This window comes from Xanthobacter nonsaccharivorans, assembly GCF_043194755.2.
Taxonomy (GTDB): Bacteria; Pseudomonadota; Alphaproteobacteria; order Rhizobiales; family Xanthobacteraceae; genus Xanthobacter; species Xanthobacter autotrophicus_G.
Genome location: NZ_CM195526.1, coordinates 3,874,841 through 3,894,978, shown reverse-complemented (window position 1 = coordinate 3,894,978; position 20,138 = coordinate 3,874,841). Strand labels below are relative to the sequence as shown.

Here is a 20,138-nt window from a genome sequence, read left to right as displayed (position 1 = left end):
CCCCGATCCGGCGGACGGTGTTCGCGGAATGGCCGCAATGGCGGGGCAGGACGCCGCGGGGCGGCCCTGTGGATGCGCGGCCGCCAACACGGATACGGCCCGCCCGGGCCATCGAGGGCAAACGTGACCGATCTCGTTCTTCTCGCCGCCGGCGGCACCGGCGGCCATCTGTTCCCCGCCGAGGCGCTTGCCGCGGCGCTGATCCGCCGCGGCATGACGGTGGACCTCGCCACCGATGCCCGCGCCGCCCGCTATGCCGGCCATTTTCCCGCCCGCGAGCTGCACGTGCTTCCGGCGGACACGGTGCGCGGCCGCTCGCCCGTGGCGCTCGCCCGGACCGGCTTCGCCCTCGCCTCCGGCCTTGTCTCCAGCCTGCGCCTGCTCAGGCGCGTGAAGCCGGCCGTGGTGGTGGGCTTTGGCGGCTACCCCACCGTTCCGCCGCTGCTCGCCGCCGCGCTCAGCGGCGTGCCGAGCCTCATCCATGAGGCCAACGGGGTGATGGGCCGGGCCAACCGCATGCTGGCCGGTCGGGTGAGCGCCATCGCCACCGGTTTTCCCGGCCTCGCCAAGGCGGATCCCGCCCTCGCCGTCAAGGCGGTGTGGACCGGCAATCCGCTCCGCCCCGCCGCCATCGCCGCCGCGGCGACGCCCTACGATCCGCCGCAGCCGGGCGGCGCGCTGCGGGTGCTCGTGTTTGGCGGCAGCCAGGGCGCGCGGGTGATGTCCGACGTGGTGCCGGAGGCGGTGGAGCGGCTCGACGCGGCGCTGCGCGCGCGGCTGGTGCTGGTCCAGCAGGCGCGCGAGGAGGATCTTGCCCGCGTGAGGGACACCTACGCCCGCCTCGGCGTGACGGCCGAGGTGGCGCCCTTCTTCGACGATCTGCCGGCGCGGATGGCGCGGGCGCACCTGGTTATCGCCCGGTCCGGCGCGGGCACGGTGGCGGAGCTGTCCGCCATCGGCCGGCCCTCCATCCTGGTGCCGCTCCCCCACGCCCTCGACCAGGACCAGGCCGCCAATGCCCGCACCCTTGCGGACGTGGAGGCGGCGCTGGTGCTGCGGCAGGTGGAGTTCGATCCGGATCGGCTGGCGCTGGAGCTGCATTCCTTCGCCAGCGAACCCATGTCATTGACGCGGATGGCCGATCGGGCCAGAAGCCAGGGCGTGCTCGACGCCGCCGAGCGGCTGGGCGATCTCGTCCGGCACCTGGCGGACGGCGGCGCGGTCGCAACCTTCAGGGGGAACAGGGCATGAAGCTGCCGTCCGGCCTCGGCTCCATCCATTTCGTCGGCATCGGCGGCATCGGCATGAGCGGCATCGCCGAGGTGCTGCACAACCTCGGCTACGAGGTGCAGGGCTCGGACGTGGCCGACAGCGCCAATGTGAAGCGCCTGCGCGAGCGCGGCATCAAGGTGATGATCGGCCACGAGGCCGCCAACGTGGACGATGCGGACGTGCTGGTGGTGTCCTCCGCCATCAAGCGCGACAATCCCGAGCTCATGGCCGCCCGCGCCCGGCGCCTGCCGGTGGTGCGCCGCGCCGAGATGCTGGCCGAGCTGATGCGGCTGAAGAGCTGCGTCTCCATCGCCGGCACCCATGGCAAGACCACCACCACCTCCCTGGTGGCGACGCTGCTGGATGCGGGCAATTTCGATCCCACCGTCATCAACGGCGGCATCATCAACGCCTATGGCACCAACGCCCGCCTCGGCGACGGCAACTGGATGGTGGTGGAGGCGGACGAGAGCGACGGCACCTTCCTGAAGCTGCCGACGGAAGTCGCCATCGTCACCAATATCGACCCCGAGCACCTCGACCACTTCAAGACCTTCGACAAGGTCCAGGAGGCCTTCAAGACCTTCGTGGAGAACGTGCCGTTCTACGGCTTCGCCGTGATGTGCATCGACCACCCGGTGGTCCAGGCGCTGGTGGGCCGCATCGAGGACCGGCGCGTCATCACCTACGGGGAGAATCCGCAGGCGGACGTCCGGCTCGTGGACGTGGACCTGAAGGGCGGGGTGACCAAGTTCGGCGTCGTCTTCCGCAACCGGGCAGGCGAGAGCGTGCATGAGATCCGCGGCCTGAGGCTGCCCATGCCCGGCAAGCACAACGCGCTGAACGCGACCGCTGCCATCGCGGTCGCCCATGAGCTGAAGGTGCCCGACGAGAAGATCATCGAGGCCATCTCCCAGTTCGGGGGCGTGAAGCGCCGCTTCACCCGCACCGGCGAGTGGAACGGCGTGGCCGTGTTCGACGATTACGGCCACCACCCGGTGGAGATCGCCGCCGTGCTGAAGGCGGCGCGGGCGGCGAGCGAGGGGCAGGTGATCGCGGTGGTGCAACCGCATCGCTATACCCGCCTTGCCTCGCTCTTCGATGAATTCTGCACCTGTTTCAACGATGCCGACCATGTGGTGGTCGCCCCCGTCTATACGGCGGGCGAGGCGCCCATCGAGGGGGCGGATCGCGACCATCTCGTGCAGGGCCTGCGCGCCCACGGACACCGTTCCGTGACGGCGCTGGAGGGGCCGGAGAAGCTGGCGGAAGTGGTGGCCGGGCTGGCCAAGCCGGGAGACTACGTGATCTGCCTCGGCGCCGGCTCCATCAGTGGCTGGGCCTATGCTTTGCCGGGCGAGCTCGAAGCCCTCAAGCCGGCGGCGGCTTGAGGGGACGGCGCGAAAGCGGCAGGTGCTTTTCTTTGCGGGTTCGGGTCGCCTCGGGTAGCGTTCGGGGACAACAGGAGGCGCAGCGCCATGACACCCAGCCGCCGGCATTTTCTGCGCGTGTCAGCCGGTCTGCCGGCGGCTGCGGTGCTCCCGTCCGTCGCGGCCGCCCAGATGACCGGTGCTCCCTCGCCGGAACTCGAGGCCCTGTCGGCCTCCATCTCCAACGGCCTGTTCGACGGCGACGGCCTCGCCCGGCCGGCGCCCGAGACGCCGGCCGTGTCGAACCTTGCCGCAGGTCTTGATCGCACCTTGGTGCTGGGCGGCGGCGGCGAATATTACGTCGCGTGGTACTGCGGCTTCTTCCATGGCCTGCTTGAACTGGGCGTGGATCCCAATGTCGCCGAGATGGTGGTTGGCACGTCCGCCGGCGCCTATCTGGGTTCGGCGCTGACGAGTGGTCATTTCCAGCGGCTGCGGACCGAGTTCGACGTCTTCGGCCATTTTCCGGGCCTGTTCGCCAAGATGGCGCCGGTGGCCTCCGCCAACGCCAGCCAGGTGCGCGCGCAGGAGATCAATTTCCGTGTCAAGGACGGCAGCCCGGCCACAATCCGCGCCATCGGGCATGCGGCGCTCGCCGCCGACAACCGGCTGAACGGGGATGGGGTCGATCGGCTCGCATGGCTTCTGACCGGCGACAGCCGCACCGACTGGCCGGTGGCGAAAATGTTCACCACCGCCAACGACTGCTACACCGGCGAGCGGCTGGTGGTGGGGCAGGAAGCGGCGCGGCGCAACGCCATTCCATTGGCGCATGCGGCGGCGGCGAGCTCGTCCTTGCCGGGGGTCATCGGTCCGACGCGCCTCGGACAGCGCTTCTGCATGGATGGCGGTATTTCCAGGACCTGGGCCCATACCGACGTGGTCGCCGGCTCGAAACGGGCCTTGGTCATCACCCTGACCAACGGCTACGAAGGCAGCCTTTTGACCGGCATCCCCCACGACATCCACAAGGAGATCGCCGCCCTGGAGGCCACCGGAACGAAGGCCATGCTCATCATTGCCGGGACGCCGCCGGGCATCAATCTTCTCGATCCGGACCAGATCGCGCCCGCGCTGCGGGCAGGCTACGAGCGGGCAAAGACCGAGGCGCCGAAGATCAGAGCGTTCTGGGGGGTCTGAAAGACGCCCCGGGCGGGGCGCAGGCGTCACGCCCGGGACTGATGCCGGAGCCGTCCCGCTCTGACGTCCCGCAAGGGGCCTCGCTGATAGGAGGGGGCAGCTCCGCGCCGCCCCTCCCATCCTCAGCGCTTCGCGCAGGCTTCCAGAACGTCCTCATAGGTGCGCAGGCCGGTGCGGGGCGCGTTGACCAGCACGGCCATGTTGCCGGGGGCGTGCTGGTTCTTCCACATCTTGGTGTGCGCCTCGGGGATGCGGTCCCACGGGAACACTTCCGACATGCAGGGGTCCACGCGCCGGTCGATGATGAACTGGTTGGCGGCGGAGGCCTGCTTCAGGTGGGCGAAGTGGGAGCCCTGGATGCGCTTCTGGCGCATCCACACGTAGCGGGCGTCGAAGGTGATGTTGAAGCCGGTGGTGCCGGCGCAGAACACGATCATGCCACCGCGCTTGCCCACCAGGGTGGACACCGGGAAGGTGCTCTCGCCCGGATGCTCGAACACGATGTCCACGTCGCGCTTGCCGGTGATGTCCCAGATGGCCTTGCCGAACTTGCGCGCTTCCTTGGTCCACTCGGTGTATTCTGGCGAGTTGACCTTGGGCAGCTGGCCCCAGCACTTGAAGTCCTTGCGGTTGATCACGCCCTTGGCGCCGAGGCCGAGCACGTAGTCGCGCTTGGTCTCGTCGGAGATGACGCCGATCACATGCGCGCCGGAGGCGGCGGCGAGCTGCACGCCGAACACGCCGAGGCCGCCCGAGGCACCCCACACCAGCACATAGTCGCCCGGCTTCACGGTGTGCGGCGGATGGCCGAACAGCATGCGGTAGGCGGTGGCCATGGTGAGGGTGTAGCAGGCGCTCTCCTCCCAGGTGAGATGCTTGGGGCGCGGCATCAGCTGGCGCGCCTGCACCCGGCAGAACTGGGCGAAGGAGCCGTCCGGCGTCTCATAGCCCCAGATGCGCTGGGAAGGGGAGAACATCGGGTCGCCGCCGTTGCACTCCTCGTCGTCCCCGTCGTCCTGGTTGCAGTGCACGACCACCTCGTCGCCCACCTTCCAGCGCTTCACCTTGGAGCCCACCGCCCAGACGATGCCCGAGGCATCGGACCCGGCGATGTGATAGGGCACCTTGTGCACGTCGAAAACGGAGATGGGTTCGCCGAGGCCGGCCCAGATGCCGTTGTAGTTGACGCCGGCCGCCATCACGAACACGAGCACGTCCTGCTCGCCCAGCTCCCAGGTGGGCACCACCTCCAGCTGGAAGGACTGCTCGGGCGGCCCATGGCGGTCGCGCCGGATGGCCCAGGCATACATCTTGGAGGGCACGTGGCCGAGCGGCGGGATCTCGCCGAGCTCATAAAGGTCCTTCACCGGTCCCTCGTTCACGTTGGCGGGCGCCGTCTGGGCCATGGCTGTCGTCCTCTCCTCATATGCGGACCGTTCGGTCACGTCGTTGGGGGCTGTATCGCAGTGCAGCGTAGCAGAGAATTTTTCCTGCGCGATAGTCCCCCTTTTGGCCCATTCGCGCCGATCCCGCGTCTCGGCATGAACAACGTGGCCGCGCTTGCGTTGTCATTCACGCGGCGCGCGTGTCCAGCTAGAGTGGGCGTCGCCGTGCGCGCAGGGATCGCGGCGCGGCCGGGCATCGGGGAGAGATACATGGGCATTTTGTGGATGATCATCGTCGGCGCCATCGCCGGCTTCCTCGCGGGGCAGCTCTTCCAGGGCTATGGCTTCGGCCTCATCGGCAACATCGCCGTGGGCATCGTCGGCGCCATCATCGGCGGCTTCCTGTTCGGCGGGGTGTTCCTGGTGGGCGGGATGTTCGGGCAGATCATCTCCGCGACCCTCGGCGCCGTCATCCTCCTGTTCGTGATCTCGCTGGTAAAGCGCTAAAGCACGCGTCCACGTCCTCCGGCGTCGCTTCAAGGGTGAGCTGGGGTCGCCTGACTCCCGCCCGGCACCGTCCGAGCGGGCGCCAGGGGCGTCCGGTCGCATTGGAAAAATTTCCCATCGACGGCGCCCGCATTGCGACGCACAATCGATCGAGAAACAAGATCGACCGACGGGGAGATAGGGATGGTGGTTCGCGACAAACCTTGGCTTTTCCGCACCTACGCGGGGCATTCCACCGCTGCGGAATCGAACAAGCTCTACCGCTCGAACCTCGCCAAGGGGCAGACCGGCCTCTCCGTCGCCTTCGACCTGCCCACCCAGACCGGCTATGACAGCGACCACCCGCTCGCCCGCGGCGAAGTGGGCAAGGTGGGCGTTCCCATTTCCCATCTCGGCGACATGCGCACCCTGTTCGACGGCATCCCGCTCGCCGAGATGAACACGTCGATGACCATCAACGCCTGCGCGGCGTGGCTGCTCTCGCTCTACATCGCCACCGCCGACGAGCAGGGCGCCGACCGCACCAAGCTGCAGGGCACGACGCAGAACGACATCATCAAGGAGTACCTCTCGCGCGGGACCTATGTGTTCCCGCCGGCGCCGTCCATGCGGCTCACCAAGGACACCATCATCTTCACCACCGAGCATCTGCCCCGGTGGAACCCGATGAACGTCTGCTCCTATCATCTGCAGGAGGCCGGGGCGACGCCGGTTCAGGAGCTCGCCTTCGCGCTCGCCAACGCCATCGCCATCCTCGACACGGTGAAGAAGTCGGGCGAGGCGGAAGGCAAGGTCTTCGGCGAGGTGGTGGGGCGCATCTCCTTCTTCGTGAACGCGGGCATGCGGTTCATCACCGAGATGTGCAAGATGCGCGCGTTCGTGGACCTCTGGGACGAGATCTGCGTCAACCGCTACGGCATCACCGACGCCAAGCAGAAGCTGTTCCGCTACGGCGTGCAGGTGAACTCGCTGGGCCTCACCGAGCAGCAGCCGGAGAACAACGTCTACCGCATCCTTCTGGAGATGCTGGCCGTCACCCTCTCCAAGAAGGCCCGCGCCCGCGCCGTGCAGCTGCCCGCCTGGAACGAGGCGCTGGGCCTGCCGCGCTCGTTCGACCAGCAATGGTCGCTGCGCATGCAGCAGGTGGTGGCCTACGAGACCGACCTGCTCGAATACGGCGACATCTTCAACGGCTCGACGGAGATCGACCGGAAGGTGGAGGAGCTGAAGGAGGAGGCGCGCGCGGAGCTGGCCCGCATCGACGCCATGGGTGGCGCGGTGGCGGCCATCGAGAATTCCTACATGAAGCAGCAGCTGGTGGAGTCCAACACCCGGCGCCTCGAAGCCATTGAGCGCGGCGACCAGGTGGTGGTGGGCGTCAACCGCTGGACCGAGACCGAGCCCTCGCCGCTCACCACCGGCGAAGGCGCCATCCTCACCGTGCCCGAGCATGTGGAGCCGGAGCAGATCGAGCGCCTGAAGGCCTGGCGCGAGGCCCGCGACGCCAAGGCGGTGGAGGCGGCCCTCGCCGCGCTGAAGGGCGCGGCGCAGGAGGGACGCAACATCATGGAGCCCTCCATCGTCTGCGCCAAGGCGGGCGTCACCACCGGCGAATGGGGCACCTGCCTGCGCGAGGTGTTCGGCGAATACCGCGCGCCCACCGGTGTCGGCCGCGCCGCGCGGGTGGACACGCAGGGCCTCGAAGACGTGCGCAAGAACGTGGATGCGGTGTCCGAGAAGCTCGGCCGCCGCATCAAGTTCCTGGTCGGCAAGCCGGGCCTCGACGGCCATTCCAACGGCGCCGAGCAGATCGCCGTGCGCGCCCGCGACTGCGGCATGGAGGTGGTCTACGAGGGCATCCGCCTGACCCCCGCCGAGATCGTGAATGCGGCTCTGGAAGAAAGCGTGCACGTCATCGGCCTCTCTATCCTCTCCGGCTCCCACGTGCCGCTGGTGCGCGACGTGATGGATCGGCTGCGCGCCGAGGGCCTGTCCGACGTTCCGGTGGTGGTGGGCGGCATCATCCCGCCGGAGGACGAGGTGCAGCTGAAGGGCTTCGGCGTCGCCGCGGTGTACACCCCGAAGAACTTCGAGCTGAACCGCATCATGGCCGATATCGTCGCCATCGTGGACCGGGAGAGCCAGAAGGCGGCGTGAGCCTTCGGCTGCGTCCTGAAATGCAGGCGCAACAGGGCGGAAAAACCGGCGGCACCGCTTTCGACTATCTCCGACCCGACAGGATGCGGGGATGTGTGATGAAGCGTGTCGCGGCCATCGTCCTTTGCGCGGCCTTCGGGGGCGGTGCTTTCGCCGGTCCCGCCGGAGCGGCGGAGGGGCCGTCGGGCGCGCGCCCCGGTGAACCGGCTCCGGCACCCGCAGCCGCCCCGCCCGCTGATCCCTATGCCGGCCTGCCCAGGGTGGTGGCCACCGCGGTGAGGGAGCTGGAGGCGGCCTGCCGTGCCGAGGAAGGCACGCTCCGCTGGGACCCGCGGACGGTCTATGCCGTGGTGGAGGTCTCGCCGGACGGGCGGCCGGACTATCTGATCGATACCCATGACCTGGCATGCGACGACGGTGGCTACACGCCCTGGATCGGGTCCGACGGCTTTCGCTACATCGTCTTCGTCTCCACCGGCCCGGACCGGTGGACGCGGGCGTTCGACCGTCCCGCGCGCATCTTCGAGATCGTTGCCCCCAAGGGCGGGAGGCCTCGCATCGAGGTGCTCTCCCACGCCGCCCATTGCACCAGGCCGAACCCCGAGCGTTACCAGCGGTGCGAGCAGACGTTTGAATGGCGTCGCGGCAAGCTGCGCAAAGTCCATGAGGAGTGGTTCACCGGGTGAGGCCACGGGCGGCGGGCGCGCCAGCTTGCGCTTGCGCCTGTGCAATGGCGCAGTCCTGTGACCTTCTCCATATTTGAAGCAACGCCAAGGCGGGCCGCTCCCGGCAAAAGGGATCGGTCCACCCGAGGAGCTTCAGAATGACAACCGCAACTTCCCTTTCCCCCAGCATCGCTCCCCATGACCTCACGCTCGGCGCGGTGACCCTGGTGAGTGCCGATCCCGAGCGGCTCGTGCCTTTCTATCGCGATGCCGTGGGCCTTGAGCCGATGTCGTCCGGCGAGACGATCGTGCTCGGCGCAGGCGGCCGGGCGCTGGTGGAGATCCGCCGCGATGCCGATGCGCCGCGCCCCCCGCGCCGGGCGCCCGGGCTGTTCCACATGGCCATCCGCGTGCCGGACCGCCCCAGCCTCGCGGCGCGGCTTCTCGCCCTCCATCGGCTTGGCCAGAAGGATGCCCGCATCCGGCTGGGCGCCTCCGACCATCTGGTGAGCGAGGCGCTTTATGTGGACGATCCGGACGGCAACGGCATCGAGATCTATCGCGACCGCCCCGCTGCCGAATGGCCCCGCACGCCGGATGGCGCCATCGCCATGGCGACGCTGCCGCTGGATCTCGCCGCCTTGGCGCGCGAGGCCCCGGCGAATCCGCAGCTGGCGCCGGCCGGAACCGACATGGGCCATGTGCACCTCAAGGTGTCCGACCTTGAAGCGGCGCGCCGTTTCTGGGTGGAGACCATGGGCTTTGCCATCATGGCCCGCTATCCCGGTGCCCTGTTCGTAAGCGCGGATGGCTACCACCACCACATCGGCCTCAATGTCTGGCAGTCGGAGGGGGCGGCCGCGCCGCGGGCTGGCAGCCAGGGCCTTGGCAGCTTCACGATCCTCCTGCCGCAGGACGCCATCGATGCGCTGAAGGGGCGTCTCGCGGCGGCTGGCGTGGCCTTCGAGACCCCGGAAGGCGGCGGGCTGAAGGTGGCGGACCCCTCGGGAAACGTGGCGATCATCCGCGCCGGCTGACCGCGGTGCGCTGCCGTGGCGCAAGGTGCGTCCCCGGGGGACATGCTCTCTTCCTTTAAGTTGAAGGGCCTTCCACCGGGCCAATGGTTTCAACGGGCTCGGATCGCGCTCCATCTTGTTGCCCAGGCGCGTTTACTTCGCGCGGGCCGGTTTCCGGTTCGCGCGAAGACGCTCTAGCCTGACGGCGGGGCCGAATCGCGCGGTACGCCGGGCTCGCCGGGCGCATGGTGTCCGGGGCCAGTCATTCCCGCCGCGTGGACCGCCGACCGCAGGGGAGGGCAGGGCCATGATGTCGCTACCATTCTTCGAGGTGTTCCTCGCGCTCGCCGCGACGCTCGCAGGCCGGCGCAAGGCTGCGCTGCTGCTGTGGGGGCTCGCGGTCGTCACGCTGCTGGTGCTGTTCCGGCTGCATGCCACCGATCCCCTCCACATCGCGTTGTGAGGGAGGGACGAGATGGCACCCGCCGACCGCTTCCGCTTCCTCAACGCCCTCGGCCTGCTCGCCGTGTCAGCCGTGCTGGTCACCGCCTTCGTGGACCAGCTCGCCTTCAACGACCTGCCCTGTCCGCTCTGCATCCTGCAGCGCGCCGGCTTCCTCGGCGTGGCGGCGGGCCTGGCGCTGAACGTCAAGTTCGGCCCGAGGCCTTCCCATTATGGCGTCATGATCCTGTCGTCGCTGGCTGGCGCGGGGGTGTCGGTACGGCAGACGCTGCTGCACATCATTCCCGGCGAGGGGGCCTATGGGGATGCCTTCTTCGGCCTCCATTTCTACGCCTGGGCGCTGATCCTGTTCATGGTGTGCATCACCGGAACGGCGGCGCTGCTCCTGTTCGACCGGCAGTTCGAGGCCACGTCCGCGCCGGTGCCGCGGGGGGTGTCGGTGCTGGGGCATCTGGCGGTCGCAATGGTGCTGCTGCTGGCCCTGGGCAACGGCGTGTCGACCGTCCTCGAATGCGGCGGCGGGCTGTGCCCGGACAACCCCACCGGCTACATGCTGATCGATGACGGCACGGTGGGACGCCTCCTCGGCAAATGATCGGCAGCTGATCCATCAGTGATGCTGATGGATCAGCTGCGAAAAATCGATTTCCCCCCTCCCGCGGAAGGGGGTAGAGCGGGCTGCCTGAAGTCGCCTGCGGGGGCGTGCGGCGGCTGGCCAAACGGGAGGGATCGGCGCGGGGCGAGCTGCCCCGGGCGGTGAACGCGCCTCCCGGCGACAGGCGCATGTGATCGCGCCGCGAGAGGAAACATGTCGGCGAGGCCTTCCCGCTCCCACGGTTTCGCGCTCTTCGACGCGCCCTACCTGCTGCTGACGCTCACGGCGCTCCTGTGGGCAATCAACATCGTGCTCGGGCGCTTCATCGCCGGGCATGTGCCACCCGTCAGCCTCGCCTTCGTGCGCTGGGTGGGGGCGACGCTCATCCTCCTGCCATTCGCGTGGACGCAGATCAGCCGCGACCTGCCGCTCATCCGCCGGCACTTCTGGCTGCTGGTGCTGCTCGCCGGCACCGGCATCGCCTGTTACAACGCCATGAGCTATTACGGCCTGCAGTACACGCAGGCGCTGAATGGCCTGCTGGTGCAATCGGTGGCGCCGCTGCTGGTGGCGCTGTGGACGTTCCTGCTGTTCCGCGAGCAGCTGAGCCTCGGGCAGGCGGCGGGCATCCTCATCTCGCTGGTGGGCGTGCTCTTCATCATCAGCCACGGCGACCTCGACACCTTCCTGCACCTGAAGCCGAACCTGGGCGACGTGTGGATCGTCTCGGCGCTGGTCATCTATGCTTTCTACGCGGCCATCTTGCGCAAGCGCCCGGCGCTCGGCCCGCTCTCCTTCCTGGCCGTCATCATGGCTTTCGGCGCGGTGCTGCTGGCGCCCTTTGCGCTGTGGGAGCTTTATGCCGGGCTCGTCCTGCACTTCGACCGCGTGACCATCGGCACGCTGCTTTACGTGATGATCGGGCCGTCGCTGGTGGCCTATCTGTGCTTCAACCGCGCCGTGGAGCTGGTGGGGGCGAATGCGGCTGCGCCCTTCCTGCACCTCATGCCGGTGTTCGGCACCGCCCTCGCCATCCTGTTCCTGGGCGAGCAGGTCGCCTGGTATCACTTCGCGGGCTACGCCCTGGTCATCGCCGGCATCGCCCTCGCCACCTACGCCGCCAAGGTGAGGGCGAGGACGCGGAAGGGTTAGGCCGGCGTCACATGCGTGTGAAACCTCTAAAAACTATTTAATGAGGTTACATCCCTCTGCTACTTGCCTTCCGCCGGGCTGGTCCGGCAGGAGGTGAAGACGATGACGCACGAATATTCCGCAGGGCGCCGCATGGGCCGCGCCCTGCTGCTGGGGATCGTGGCGCTTGCCGGAGCGGCGGGGCCTGCCGGTCCCGTTGCCGCGCAAGTGCATAATTCCAGCTATGAGCTGTCCCTTGCCCTCGCCAATGAGGCGGCGGTTGAGGCCGTGCGCGCCTGCGCCGAGAAGGGCTGGCCCGTCTCCGCGGCGGTGGTGGATGCCTCTGGCGAGACCAGGGTGCTGCTGAAAGGCGACCACAGCACCGTGCACACCCGCACGTCGAGCTTCCGCAAGGCCTATACGGTAGTCACCCTGGGCCCGGTGTTCGGCTTCGACGCACTGTCCGCCTTCGTGGAGAAGACCCGCAACGGGCCGAACACGGCGGCGCTCGCCTCGCTGCCGGACGTCCTGTTGCTGGCCGGCGGCGTTGCCGTGAAGGCGAAGGGCGAGATCGTCGCTGCCATCGGCGTCGGCGGTGCGCCCGGCGGAGAAAAGGACGAGGCCTGTGCCGCCGCCGGCCTCGCCCGCATTGCCGACCGCCTGCCCCGCTAGGCGCATTTCCGGCGACGCGGGCATCGGTTCGCGTGAGGGGGATGCGTTACATCAATCTCCTGGAACGCGCTGGCCGGCTTGCGGTGCAGGCTGGCCGGATAATGCGCTGTCTACCTTGGAGCTGGAGCGATCCGATCATGGGAAGCCGCAACGCGGCTCCGCATGATGGGGGAATTGCTCTCTGACATATGGAATGGAAACGGATCGACTGCCCGTGCTGAGGGCCCGGGCGGCAGGCCCGGCCCGAGAGCGGATTCGCGCGGCGAAAATTCCAGGCACGAACCGCCCACGGCAGGCAAATGCAATCTAAAGCTGAGTTCCGGATGAAAACAGGTGCAAAGGCGCGGGGATGACGATAGCGTGACAGTCTTGCGGTGCCTGCATCTTCAAGGGTTCAGCCATGCTGGCCGTCTGGGGCGGAATTGCCTTGATCTGGCTTGCGATCATCTGGTGCTGCTGGTCCGTCACGCGGGACTGAGCGTCACCGGATCGCCGGGCCACCCTGCGCCCATGTGCCTCTTCCGGAGGACTGGGCGGATGGTCCTGCATTTCCTGGTCCCGTATTCCAGGTCCCATATTCTTGGTCCTGCATTTCCCGGTGCCGGACATGAAAACGGCCGCCCCCGGGGGCGGCCGTTTCCGTTTTGGCAGATGGGGCAGCCCCTGCGCTCAGAAGGCGAGCGCCTTCGCGGCTTTCACATGGGGCAGGGCCTGCACCTTGGCCAGCGCATCCGCGGGTACGTTGCCGTCCACCGCCACGAGGGCGATGGCGTCGCCGCCCAGATGGTCACGGCCGAGGGCGAAGGTGGCGATGTTCACCCCCGCGTCGCCCAGCAGGCTGGCGAACTTGCCGATGAAGCCCGGCTTGTCCTCGTTGGTCACGTAGACCATGGAGGGCGCGAACTCCGCGTCCACGTTGATGCCCTTGATGTTGACGATGCGCGGGTGGCCGTCCGCGAACACCGTGCCGGACACGGAGCGCTCGAACTGCTCGGTCACCACCGTCACGGTGATGAGGCTGTCATAGTCGCCGGTGGCGTCGCGCGTGGTTTCCTCGATGACGATGCCACGCTCCTTGGCGACCGAGGGGGCGGAGACTACGTTCACGTCGGCCAGCGCCGGACGCAGCAGGCCGGCGATGGCGGCGGAGGTCAGCGCCTTCACCTTCAATTCGGCCACGGCGCCCTCATAGACGATGCGCACGGTCTTGATGTCCGTGTCGGTCAGCTGGCCGGCGAACGAGCCGAGCTTCTCGGCCAGCTCGATGAAGGGCTTCAGCTTTGGGGCTTCCTCGGCGGTGATGGAGGGGAAGTTCACCGCGTTGGAGATGGCGCCGGAGAGCAGGTAGTCGCTCATCTGCTCGGCCACCTGGAGGGCGACGTTCTCCTGCGCCTCGGTGGTGGCAGCGCCCAGGTGCGGGGTGCAGACCACGTTCTCGCGGCCGAACAGCGGGTTGGTCTCGGCCGGCTCGACGGTGAACACGTCGAAGGCGGCGCCGGCCACGTGCTTGCTGTCGAGCGCGGCGGCGAGCGCCGCCTCGTCCACGAGGCCGCCGCGGGCGCAGTTGATGATGCGCACGCCCTTCCTGGTCTTGGCGATGTTCTCGGCCGAGAGGATGTTCTTGGTCTTCTCGGTGAGCGGCGTGTGTAGGGTGATGAAGTCGGCGCGGGCGAGCAGGTCGTCCAGCTCCACCTTCTCCACGCCGAGGTCCAGGGCGCGCTCGGGGGACAGGAAGGGATCGAAGGCGATCACCTTCATCCGCAGCCCCACGCCGCGCTCGGCGACGATGGAGCCGATGTTGCCGCAGCCGATGATGCCGAGCGTCTTGGCGGTGAGCTCGACCCCCATGAAGCGGTTCTTCTCCCACTTGCCGGCCTGGGTGGAGGCATCGGCCGCCGGGATCTCGCGGGCGAGCGCGAACATCATGGCGATGGCGTGCTCGGCCGTGGTGATGGAATTGCCGAACGGCGTGTTCATCACGATCACGCCCTTGGCGGTGGCCGCCGGCAGGTCCACGTTGTCGACGCCGATGCCGGCGCGGCCGATGACCTTCAGCCGGTCGGCCTTTTCCAGGATCTTCGGCGTGACCTTGGTGGCCGAGCGGATGGCCAGGCCGTCATAATTGCCGATGATCTCGGCGAGCTTGTCCTTGTCCTTGCCGAGGTCGGGCTGGAAATCCACATCGATGCCGCGATCCTTGAAGATCTGGACGGCGGCGGGCGAGAGCTTGTCGGAGATGAGAACGCGGGGTGCCATGGTGGGCTCCGGGGTGCGTGAAAGGCCTGTGCCGGGCGTGCGCGTGCGTTCGCGCTTCACCGGCGCGGACCCTCCCCCGCTTGCGGGGGAGGGCGAAGGGCGTGGTGCAGAATGCCTCCCGCCCGGAACGCGGGCGGGCAAGGGAGCGCTGGGAAGCCGGGCGGCGCCGCTGTCGGGGGAGGGGCTCCCCGCCGATGGCCATGATCGCCGCCCGCAGGGCGGAGGATGGCGTCAGCCGGGCGGGAGGACCCGCCCGGGCCGCGGCGGAGCCTTCACGCGGCCTTGGGTAGCGCCGACTTGGCCTCGTTGAAGGCCCAGTCCAGCCAGTGGGTCAGGGCTTCCACGTCGGCCCGCTCCACCGTGGCGCCGCACCAGATGCGCAGGCCGGGAGGGGCGTCGCGGTAGGCGCCGATGTCGTAGGCGATGCCGCCCTTCTCCAGGCCGGATGCGATGGCCTTGGCGAAGGCCGCCTGGGCCTCGGCGGGAAGGGAGGTCACGTCCGCATCCACCACCTTGAGGCAGACGGAGGTGTTGGAGCGCGTCACCGGATCGGTGGCGAGGAAATCCACCCACGGCGTGCGGTGCACCCACTGGGCGATGGCCTCGAAGTTGCGGTTCGAGCGCTCCTGCAGGGCCGAAAGGCCGCCGATGTTCTTCGCCCACTTCAGCGCGTCGATATAGTCCTCGACGCAGAGCATGGACGGGGTGTTGATGGTCTCACCCTCGAAGATGCCGCCGATCAGCTTGCCGCCCTTGGTCATGCGGAAGATCTTCGGCAGGGGCCAGGCCGGCTTGTAGGTCTCGAGCCGCTCCACCGCGCGCGGGGAGAGGATGAGCATGCCGTGGGCCGCCTCGCCGCCGAGCACCTTCTGCCAGGAGAAGGTGACCACATCGAGCTTGGCGAAATCGAGCTTCTGCGCGAACGCCGCCGAGGTGGCGTCGCAGATGGTCAGGCCCTGCCGGTCGGCCGGGATCCAGTCCGCATCCGGCACCATGACGCCGGAGGTGGTGCCGTTCCAGGTGAACACCACGTCGTGGCTGAAATCCACGCTCTTCAGGTCCGGCAGCTCGCCGTAGGGGGCGGTCAGCGTGCGGGCGTCGGCGAGCTTGAGCTGCTTGGCGACATCGGTCACCCAGCCCTCGCCGAAGCTTTCCCAGGCCAGCATGTCCACCGGGCGGGCGCCGAGCATGGACCACAGCACCATTTCCACGGCGCCGGTATCGGAAGCGGGGACGATGCCGATCTTGTAGTCAGCGGGGACGTCCAGCACCTCGCGGGTGAGGTCGATCGCCTCTTTCAGCTTGACCTTGCCGACCTTGGCGCGGTGCGAGCGGCCGAGCGGCGCGTCCGAGAGCGCCTCAAGCGTCCATCCGGGACGCTTGGCGCAGGGGCCGGACGAGAAATTGGGATTCTCCGGACGCGTGGCCGGGGCAGGATTCGTCGTCATGTGGTCCATCCTTACAGATGGGCGCCTCCCGTTGGGGGGAGGTGTCCCACGGATGGCGATACGCCTCGGGGGCGGGGGCCGTCAAGGGTGAGATGGCGGCATGTGCCGAAGGCTTGATCTTGGCGCTTAAGGAGAGTGCAGCTTGGCCTCCACCCGCCGCGCCCTCACCCTCACCCCCACGAACGCCGCGATGAACACCCCCGTCATCATCAGCACAATCGTTGGTGCCGGCGCCGAGTCGAGGAAGAAGGAGAGGTAGACGCCGGCGAGCGAGCAGGAGACCGCCACCAGCACCGCCACCGCCAGCATCCGGTCGAAGCGCTTCGTCACGAGGAAGGCAATGGCGCCCGGCGCGATCAGCAGCGACACGGCGAGGATGATGCCCACCGCCTTCAGCGCGGCGACGATGGTCAGGGAGAGCATCACCAGCAGGCCGTAGTGGAGCAGCCCCACCCGCAGCCCCACGGCCTTCGCCTGCGCGGGATCGAAGGCGTTGAGCAGCAGGTCGCGCCACTTGACGAGCAGGATGAGGGTGACGAGGCCGGAGATGGCCGCGCTCTCGGCGATGTCGCCCCAGCTCACGCCCAGCATGTCGCCGAACAAGATGTGGTCGAGGTGCACGTCCGACTGGATCTTGGTGTAGAGCACCAGCCCCAATGCGAACATGCCGGAGAAGACCACGCCCATCACCGTGTCTTCCTTCACCCGGCTGTTGGCCTTGAGATAGCCGGTGCCGAGCGCGCACACCATGCCGGCCGCGAACGCCCCACCGCCAGCGGCAGGCCGGCGATATAGGCCAGCACCACGCCCGGCAGCACCGCGTGGGACACGGCATCGCCCATCAGCGACCAGCCCTTCAGCACCAGGAAGCAGGAGAGCAGCGCCATCGGCACCGCCACCAGGGCGGCGATGACGAGCGCCGTCTGGATGAAGTCGAACTGGACGGGCGCAGCGAGGGCGGCGAGAAGGTCGCTCATGACGCGCCCCCGTTCGGCGCCGCCCCGCCTTTCAGGGCTGCTGCTGCCTGCCGGCGCGCGGCGAGGAGCCCGTGCCTGGGCGCGAAGACGAAGGCGCCAAGGAAGATCAGCGTTTGCAGCACCACGATGATGCCGCCCGTCGCCCCGTCGAGGAAATAGGAGGCGTAGGCGCCGATGAAGCTCGTCAGCGCGCCGATCAGCACCGACAGGGCGATGAGGCGGGGGAAGCGATCCGTCAGGAGATAGGCGGTGGCGCCCGGCGTCACCACCATGGCGATGACGAGGAAGGCCCCCACGGTCTGCAGCGCCGCCACCGTGCAGGCGGAGAGCAGGGTGAAGAACATCACCTTCAGGGCGGTGGGGTTGAGGCCGATGGCGCGGGCGTGGCTCTCGTCGAAGAAGGTCACCATCAGGTCCTTCCAGAACACCAGCAGCACCGCCAGCGAGACGAAGCCGATGAGGGCGAGCTGCAGCGTGTCCGCCGGCGAGATGGCGAGGATGTTGCCGAGCACGATGGTCTGCACGTTCACGGAGGTCGGCGAGAGCGAGACCATGAACAGGCCGAGCCCGAAGAAGCTGGTGAAGATGAGGCCGATGACGGCATCCTCCTTCAGCTTCGTGCGCTCCTGCAGGAACAGCATGGCGAGCGCGGCCAGGCCACCGGAGAAGAAGGCGCCGATGGAGAAGGGCAGGCCCAGCATGTAGGCCCCCGCCACCCCCGGGACGATGGCGTGGGACAGCGCGTCGCCGATGAGCGACCAGCCCTTGAGCATGAGGAAGGCAGAGAGGAAGGCGCACACCGCCCCCACCAGAGCGCTCACCCACATGGCGTTGGTCATATAGGCATAGGAGAAGGGTTCGAGGAGCACGCTCATGGCGTCAGGCCCCGGAGCCCGCGCGCATTCCGGCCGCGTACCTCGGACAAGCGAAGGTGCAGCCTGAGCGCTGATCCGGCGGCCAGGGGAAAGTCCTGCGCAGCAGGCGATACCCTGGCCGCGGCCCCGGCAGGAGGCGCCTTCGGCGGAGTCTCGCGCTGGGCCCCGGCTCTCCTTCCGCTGGTCGCTTCAGTCGGCCGGGGCGCGAGGGCGGCGTCTTCCTGTCCCATCACCCGATCCCCTCGGATGACCCCGCCGTGCCGCTCTGGGCGGGGCGGTCCTTGTAGAGGACGAGGGGGCGCTCGTCGTCGGTGAGCACGCCCACCGTGCCGGGGCGCGCGGCGTGGCTCTCGTCCAGCACGAAGTGACGCAGCACGCCGCCGAAGGCCTTCTCCAGATTGGCCTGGGTGAACACCTCCGGCGTCGGTCCATAGGCGAGGACCGTGCCCTTGATGAGCACCGTGCGGTCGCAGAATTCCGGCACCGAGCCGAGATTGTGGGTGGACACCAGCATCACCCGCCCCTCGTCGCGCAGGCCTTTCAGCAAAGCGATGATGGCGTCCTCGGTCGTCACGTCGACGCCGGTGAAGGGCTCGTCCAGCAGGATCACGCGGGCATCCTGGGCGAGCGCGCGGGCGAGGAACACGCGCTTTCGCTGCCCGCCGGAAAGCTCGCCGATCTGGCGGCGGCGGAACTCCAGCATGTTGACGCGGGAGAGCGCCGCCTCCACCGCCGCGTGGTCGGCCCGGCGCGGAATGCGCAGCAGGCTCATGTGGCCGTAGCGTCCCATCATCACCACGTCCTCCACGAGGACGGGGAAGGTCCAGTCCACCTCCTCCGCCTGCGGGACATAGGCGACGATGTTGCGCTTGAGCGCCGCCCGCACCGGCAGGCCGAGGATCCGCACCTCCCCCCGCGATGCCGAGAGGAAGCCCATGATGGTCTTGAAAAGGGTGGACTTGCCCGAGCCGTTGACCCCGACCAGCGCGGTGATGGTGCCGGTGGGGATGGCGAAGCTGGCGTCGCGCAGCGCGGTGTGGCCGTTGCGATAGGTGACGGTGACGTGCTCGACCAGGAGGCCGGAGCCGGTCTCCGCCGCGCGGGGGAGCGGGGAAGAGACCGGAATGTTCATGGCTGCGTCCGCCCGTTCGCGGCCCCCTCGGTCAGCCCCTTGGCGATGGTGGAGGCGGTGACGCGCAGCAGGTCGAGATAGGTCGGCACGGGGCCCGAGGCGTCGGACAGCGAGTCCACGTAGAGCACGCCGCCGTATCGCGCCCCGGTTTCCCGCGCCACCTGCTTCGCCGGTTCCGCGGAGATGGTGCTCTCGGAGAAGATGACGGGAATCCGGTCCTTGCGCATCAGGTCCACCACCCGGCGCACCTGCTGGGGCGTGCCCTGCTGGTCGGCGTTGATGGGCCACAGGAACAGCTGCTTCAGGTCGAAGTCGCGAGCGAGATAGGAGAAGGCGCCCTCGCTGGTGACGAGCCAGCGCTGCGCGGGCGGCACCTGCTCCAGCTCGGCGCGGATGGGGGCGATGGTGGCGGCGATCCTGGCCTTGTAGGCCTCGGCATTGACCGTGTACGTGCCGGCGTTGGCCGGGTCGTATTTCACAAGCGCGTCGCGGATATTATCCACGTAGACGAGCGCTGCGGCGGGGGACATCCAGGCGTGCGGGTTGGGCTTGCCGCTATAAGGGCCTTCGGTGATGCCCATGGGCACGACGCCCTGGGACACCACGACACTGGGCACCCCCTTCAGGCGGGCGAAGAACTTCTCGAACCACAGTTCCAGGTTCAGGCCATTCCACAGGATGAGGCTGGCGCCCTGCGCCTTCACCAGGTCGCCGGGCGTGGGCTGGTAATTGTGGATCTCGGCGCCGGGCTTGGTGATGGATTCCACGATGGCCGCATCGCCGGCCACCGCCTTCGCCATGTCGGCGATGATGGTGAAGGTGGTGACGACCTTCAGCTTCTCCGCGGCGTGCGCCGGGGAGAAGGCAAGCCCGGCGCCGAGGAGCGCGTCGAGGAGAAGGGCCGCGGAAAATGCGCGGCGGGTCAGGCGAGCAAAGCCGCGCATGGGCGCGCTCCGATCAGGCTAGAACATGAAGTTGCAATTCATTCGCAAAATAGGCGTCCTTAAATGCAATTGCA

17 protein-coding genes and 1 pseudogene are annotated in these 20,138 nt (G+C 68.3%); 11 read left to right on the top strand and 7 right to left on the bottom strand.

Translation table 11 applies throughout. From position 1 onward, the window contains the following. Positions 1 to 72: 72 nt before the first annotated feature. The 3 genes from murG (at position 73) to V5F59_RS17775 (ending at position 3,842) form a co-directional block, all read left to right on the top strand. Positions 73 to 1,251 (top strand): undecaprenyldiphospho-muramoylpentapeptide beta-N-acetylglucosaminyltransferase, encoded by a 1,179-nt coding sequence (gene murG / locus V5F59_RS17785; protein WP_393976535.1) that lies wholly within the window; start codon positions 73 to 75, stop codon positions 1,249 to 1,251. Next, the gene (murC, locus tag V5F59_RS17780; RefSeq protein WP_393976534.1) at positions 1,248 to 2,663 is read left to right on the top strand and encodes a UDP-N-acetylmuramate--L-alanine ligase; all 1,416 of its coding nucleotides are present in this window, start codon (positions 1,248 to 1,250) and stop codon (positions 2,661 to 2,663) included. The genes murG and murC overlap by 4 nt, the downstream gene beginning before the upstream one ends. Positions 2,664 to 2,750: 87 nt before the next feature. After that, positions 2,751 to 3,842, top strand: a complete 1,092-nt coding sequence (locus tag V5F59_RS17775; RefSeq protein WP_393976533.1) for a patatin-like phospholipase family protein — start codon at positions 2,751 to 2,753, stop codon at positions 3,840 to 3,842. Positions 3,843 to 3,964: 122 nt separating this feature from the next. On the opposite strand, the gene ccrA is transcribed toward V5F59_RS17775, so the two are convergent. Continuing rightward, positions 3,965 to 5,248 carry a crotonyl-CoA carboxylase/reductase gene (ccrA, locus tag V5F59_RS17770; RefSeq protein WP_393976532.1) on the bottom strand — a complete coding sequence of 428 codons (1,284 nt, stop codon included), beginning with the start codon at positions 5,246 to 5,248 and terminating at the stop codon, positions 3,965 to 3,967. Positions 5,249 to 5,497: 249 nt separating this feature from the next. On the opposite strand from ccrA, the gene V5F59_RS17765 reads away from it, so the two are divergent. The 8 genes from V5F59_RS17765 (at position 5,498) to V5F59_RS17730 (ending at position 12,432) form a co-directional block, all read left to right on the top strand. After that, on the top strand, positions 5,498 to 5,734 hold the full coding sequence (locus V5F59_RS17765) for a GlsB/YeaQ/YmgE family stress response membrane protein (protein ID WP_393976531.1): 237 nt from the start codon (positions 5,498 to 5,500) through the stop codon (positions 5,732 to 5,734). A gap of 183 nt (positions 5,735 to 5,917) precedes the next feature. Then, positions 5,918 to 7,891 carry a methylmalonyl-CoA mutase family protein gene (locus V5F59_RS17760; protein WP_393976530.1) on the top strand — a complete coding sequence of 658 codons (1,974 nt, stop codon included), beginning with the start codon at positions 5,918 to 5,920 and terminating at the stop codon, positions 7,889 to 7,891. Positions 7,892 to 7,989: 98 nt separating this feature from the next. Continuing rightward, entirely contained in the window at positions 7,990 to 8,577 is a 588-nt protein-coding gene (locus V5F59_RS17755; RefSeq protein ID WP_393976529.1) for a hypothetical protein, read from the top strand. A gap of 137 nt (positions 8,578 to 8,714) precedes the next feature. Further along, entirely contained in the window at positions 8,715 to 9,593 is an 879-nt protein-coding gene (locus V5F59_RS17750) for a VOC family protein (RefSeq protein WP_393976528.1), read from the top strand. A gap of 286 nt (positions 9,594 to 9,879) precedes the next feature. Then, positions 9,880 to 10,035: a DUF5993 family protein gene (locus tag V5F59_RS17745; protein ID WP_393976527.1), complete on the top strand. Its 156-nt coding sequence runs from the start codon at positions 9,880 to 9,882 to the stop codon at positions 10,033 to 10,035. 12 nt (positions 10,036 to 10,047) lie between these two features. Next, positions 10,048 to 10,629 carry a disulfide bond formation protein B gene (locus tag V5F59_RS17740; RefSeq protein ID WP_393976526.1) on the top strand — a complete coding sequence of 194 codons (582 nt, stop codon included), beginning with the start codon at positions 10,048 to 10,050 and terminating at the stop codon, positions 10,627 to 10,629. 213 nt (positions 10,630 to 10,842) lie between these two features. Further along, positions 10,843 to 11,781, top strand: a complete 939-nt coding sequence (locus V5F59_RS17735; protein ID WP_393976525.1) for a DMT family transporter — start codon at positions 10,843 to 10,845, stop codon at positions 11,779 to 11,781. Between the two features lie 102 nt (positions 11,782 to 11,883). Further along, complete coding sequence (locus V5F59_RS17730; RefSeq protein WP_393976524.1) at positions 11,884 to 12,432, top strand: GlcG/HbpS family heme-binding protein; 549 nt, start codon at positions 11,884 to 11,886, stop codon at positions 12,430 to 12,432. A gap of 669 nt (positions 12,433 to 13,101) precedes the next feature. Here the strand turns inward: V5F59_RS17730 and serA are convergent. The 6 genes and pseudogenes from serA to V5F59_RS17700 form a co-directional block, all read right to left on the bottom strand. Beyond that, on the bottom strand, positions 13,102 to 14,688 hold the full coding sequence (serA, locus tag V5F59_RS17725) for a phosphoglycerate dehydrogenase (RefSeq protein WP_393976523.1): 1,587 nt from the start codon (positions 14,686 to 14,688) through the stop codon (positions 13,102 to 13,104). 272 nt (positions 14,689 to 14,960) lie between these two features. After that, positions 14,961 to 16,136, bottom strand: coding sequence for a phosphoserine transaminase (locus tag V5F59_RS17720; RefSeq protein ID WP_393976522.1), 1,176 nt, complete (start codon positions 16,134 to 16,136; stop codon positions 14,961 to 14,963). 126 nt (positions 16,137 to 16,262) lie between these two features. Beyond that, a pseudogene (locus tag V5F59_RS17715) lies at positions 16,263 to 17,113 on the bottom strand (metal ABC transporter permease). Then, entirely contained in the window at positions 17,110 to 17,988 is an 879-nt protein-coding gene (locus tag V5F59_RS17710; protein WP_393976521.1) for a metal ABC transporter permease, read from the bottom strand. Before V5F59_RS17710 ends, V5F59_RS17715 begins: the two are co-directional and overlap by 4 nt. 229 nt (positions 17,989 to 18,217) lie before the next feature. Beyond that, complete coding sequence (locus tag V5F59_RS17705) at positions 18,218 to 19,120, bottom strand: manganese/iron ABC transporter ATP-binding protein (RefSeq protein WP_393976520.1); 903 nt, start codon at positions 19,118 to 19,120, stop codon at positions 18,218 to 18,220. Continuing rightward, entirely contained in the window at positions 19,117 to 20,064 is a 948-nt protein-coding gene (locus tag V5F59_RS17700; protein WP_393976519.1) for a metal ABC transporter substrate-binding protein, read from the bottom strand. Before V5F59_RS17700 ends, V5F59_RS17705 begins: the two co-directional genes overlap by 4 nt. Positions 20,065 to 20,138: the final 74 nt, after the last annotated feature.

Excerpts from the sequence above, each read along its gene's own strand:
- murG (WP_393976535.1), top strand. The coding sequence starts at position 73 with ATGCGCGGCCGCCAACACGGATACGGCCCGCCCGGGCCATCGAGGGCA.
- murC (WP_393976534.1), top strand. The coding sequence starts at position 1,248 with ATGAAGCTGCCGTCCGGCCTCGGCTCCATCCATTTCGTCGGCATCGGC.
- V5F59_RS17775 (WP_393976533.1), top strand. The coding sequence starts at position 2,751 with ATGACACCCAGCCGCCGGCATTTTCTGCGCGTGTCAGCCGGTCTGCCG.
- ccrA (WP_393976532.1), bottom strand. The coding sequence starts at position 5,248 with ATGGCCCAGACGGCGCCCGCCAACGTGAACGAGGGACCGGTGAAGGAC.
- V5F59_RS17765 (WP_393976531.1), top strand. The coding sequence starts at position 5,498 with ATGGGCATTTTGTGGATGATCATCGTCGGCGCCATCGCCGGCTTCCTC.
- V5F59_RS17760 (WP_393976530.1), top strand. The coding sequence starts at position 5,918 with ATGGTGGTTCGCGACAAACCTTGGCTTTTCCGCACCTACGCGGGGCAT.
- V5F59_RS17755 (WP_393976529.1), top strand. The coding sequence starts at position 7,990 with ATGAAGCGTGTCGCGGCCATCGTCCTTTGCGCGGCCTTCGGGGGCGGT.
- V5F59_RS17750 (WP_393976528.1), top strand. The coding sequence starts at position 8,715 with ATGACAACCGCAACTTCCCTTTCCCCCAGCATCGCTCCCCATGACCTC.
- V5F59_RS17745 (WP_393976527.1), top strand. The coding sequence starts at position 9,880 with ATGATGTCGCTACCATTCTTCGAGGTGTTCCTCGCGCTCGCCGCGACG.
- V5F59_RS17740 (WP_393976526.1), top strand. The coding sequence starts at position 10,048 with ATGGCACCCGCCGACCGCTTCCGCTTCCTCAACGCCCTCGGCCTGCTC.
- V5F59_RS17735 (WP_393976525.1), top strand. The coding sequence starts at position 10,843 with ATGTCGGCGAGGCCTTCCCGCTCCCACGGTTTCGCGCTCTTCGACGCG.
- V5F59_RS17730 (WP_393976524.1), top strand. The coding sequence starts at position 11,884 with ATGACGCACGAATATTCCGCAGGGCGCCGCATGGGCCGCGCCCTGCTG.
- serA (WP_393976523.1), bottom strand. The coding sequence starts at position 14,688 with ATGGCACCCCGCGTTCTCATCTCCGACAAGCTCTCGCCCGCCGCCGTC.
- V5F59_RS17720 (WP_393976522.1), bottom strand. The coding sequence starts at position 16,136 with ATGACGACGAATCCTGCCCCGGCCACGCGTCCGGAGAATCCCAATTTC.
- V5F59_RS17710 (WP_393976521.1), bottom strand. The coding sequence starts at position 17,988 with ATGAGCGTGCTCCTCGAACCCTTCTCCTATGCCTATATGACCAACGCC.
- V5F59_RS17705 (WP_393976520.1), bottom strand. The coding sequence starts at position 19,120 with ATGAACATTCCGGTCTCTTCCCCGCTCCCCCGCGCGGCGGAGACCGGC.
- V5F59_RS17700 (WP_393976519.1), bottom strand. The coding sequence starts at position 20,064 with ATGCGCGGCTTTGCTCGCCTGACCCGCCGCGCATTTTCCGCGGCCCTT.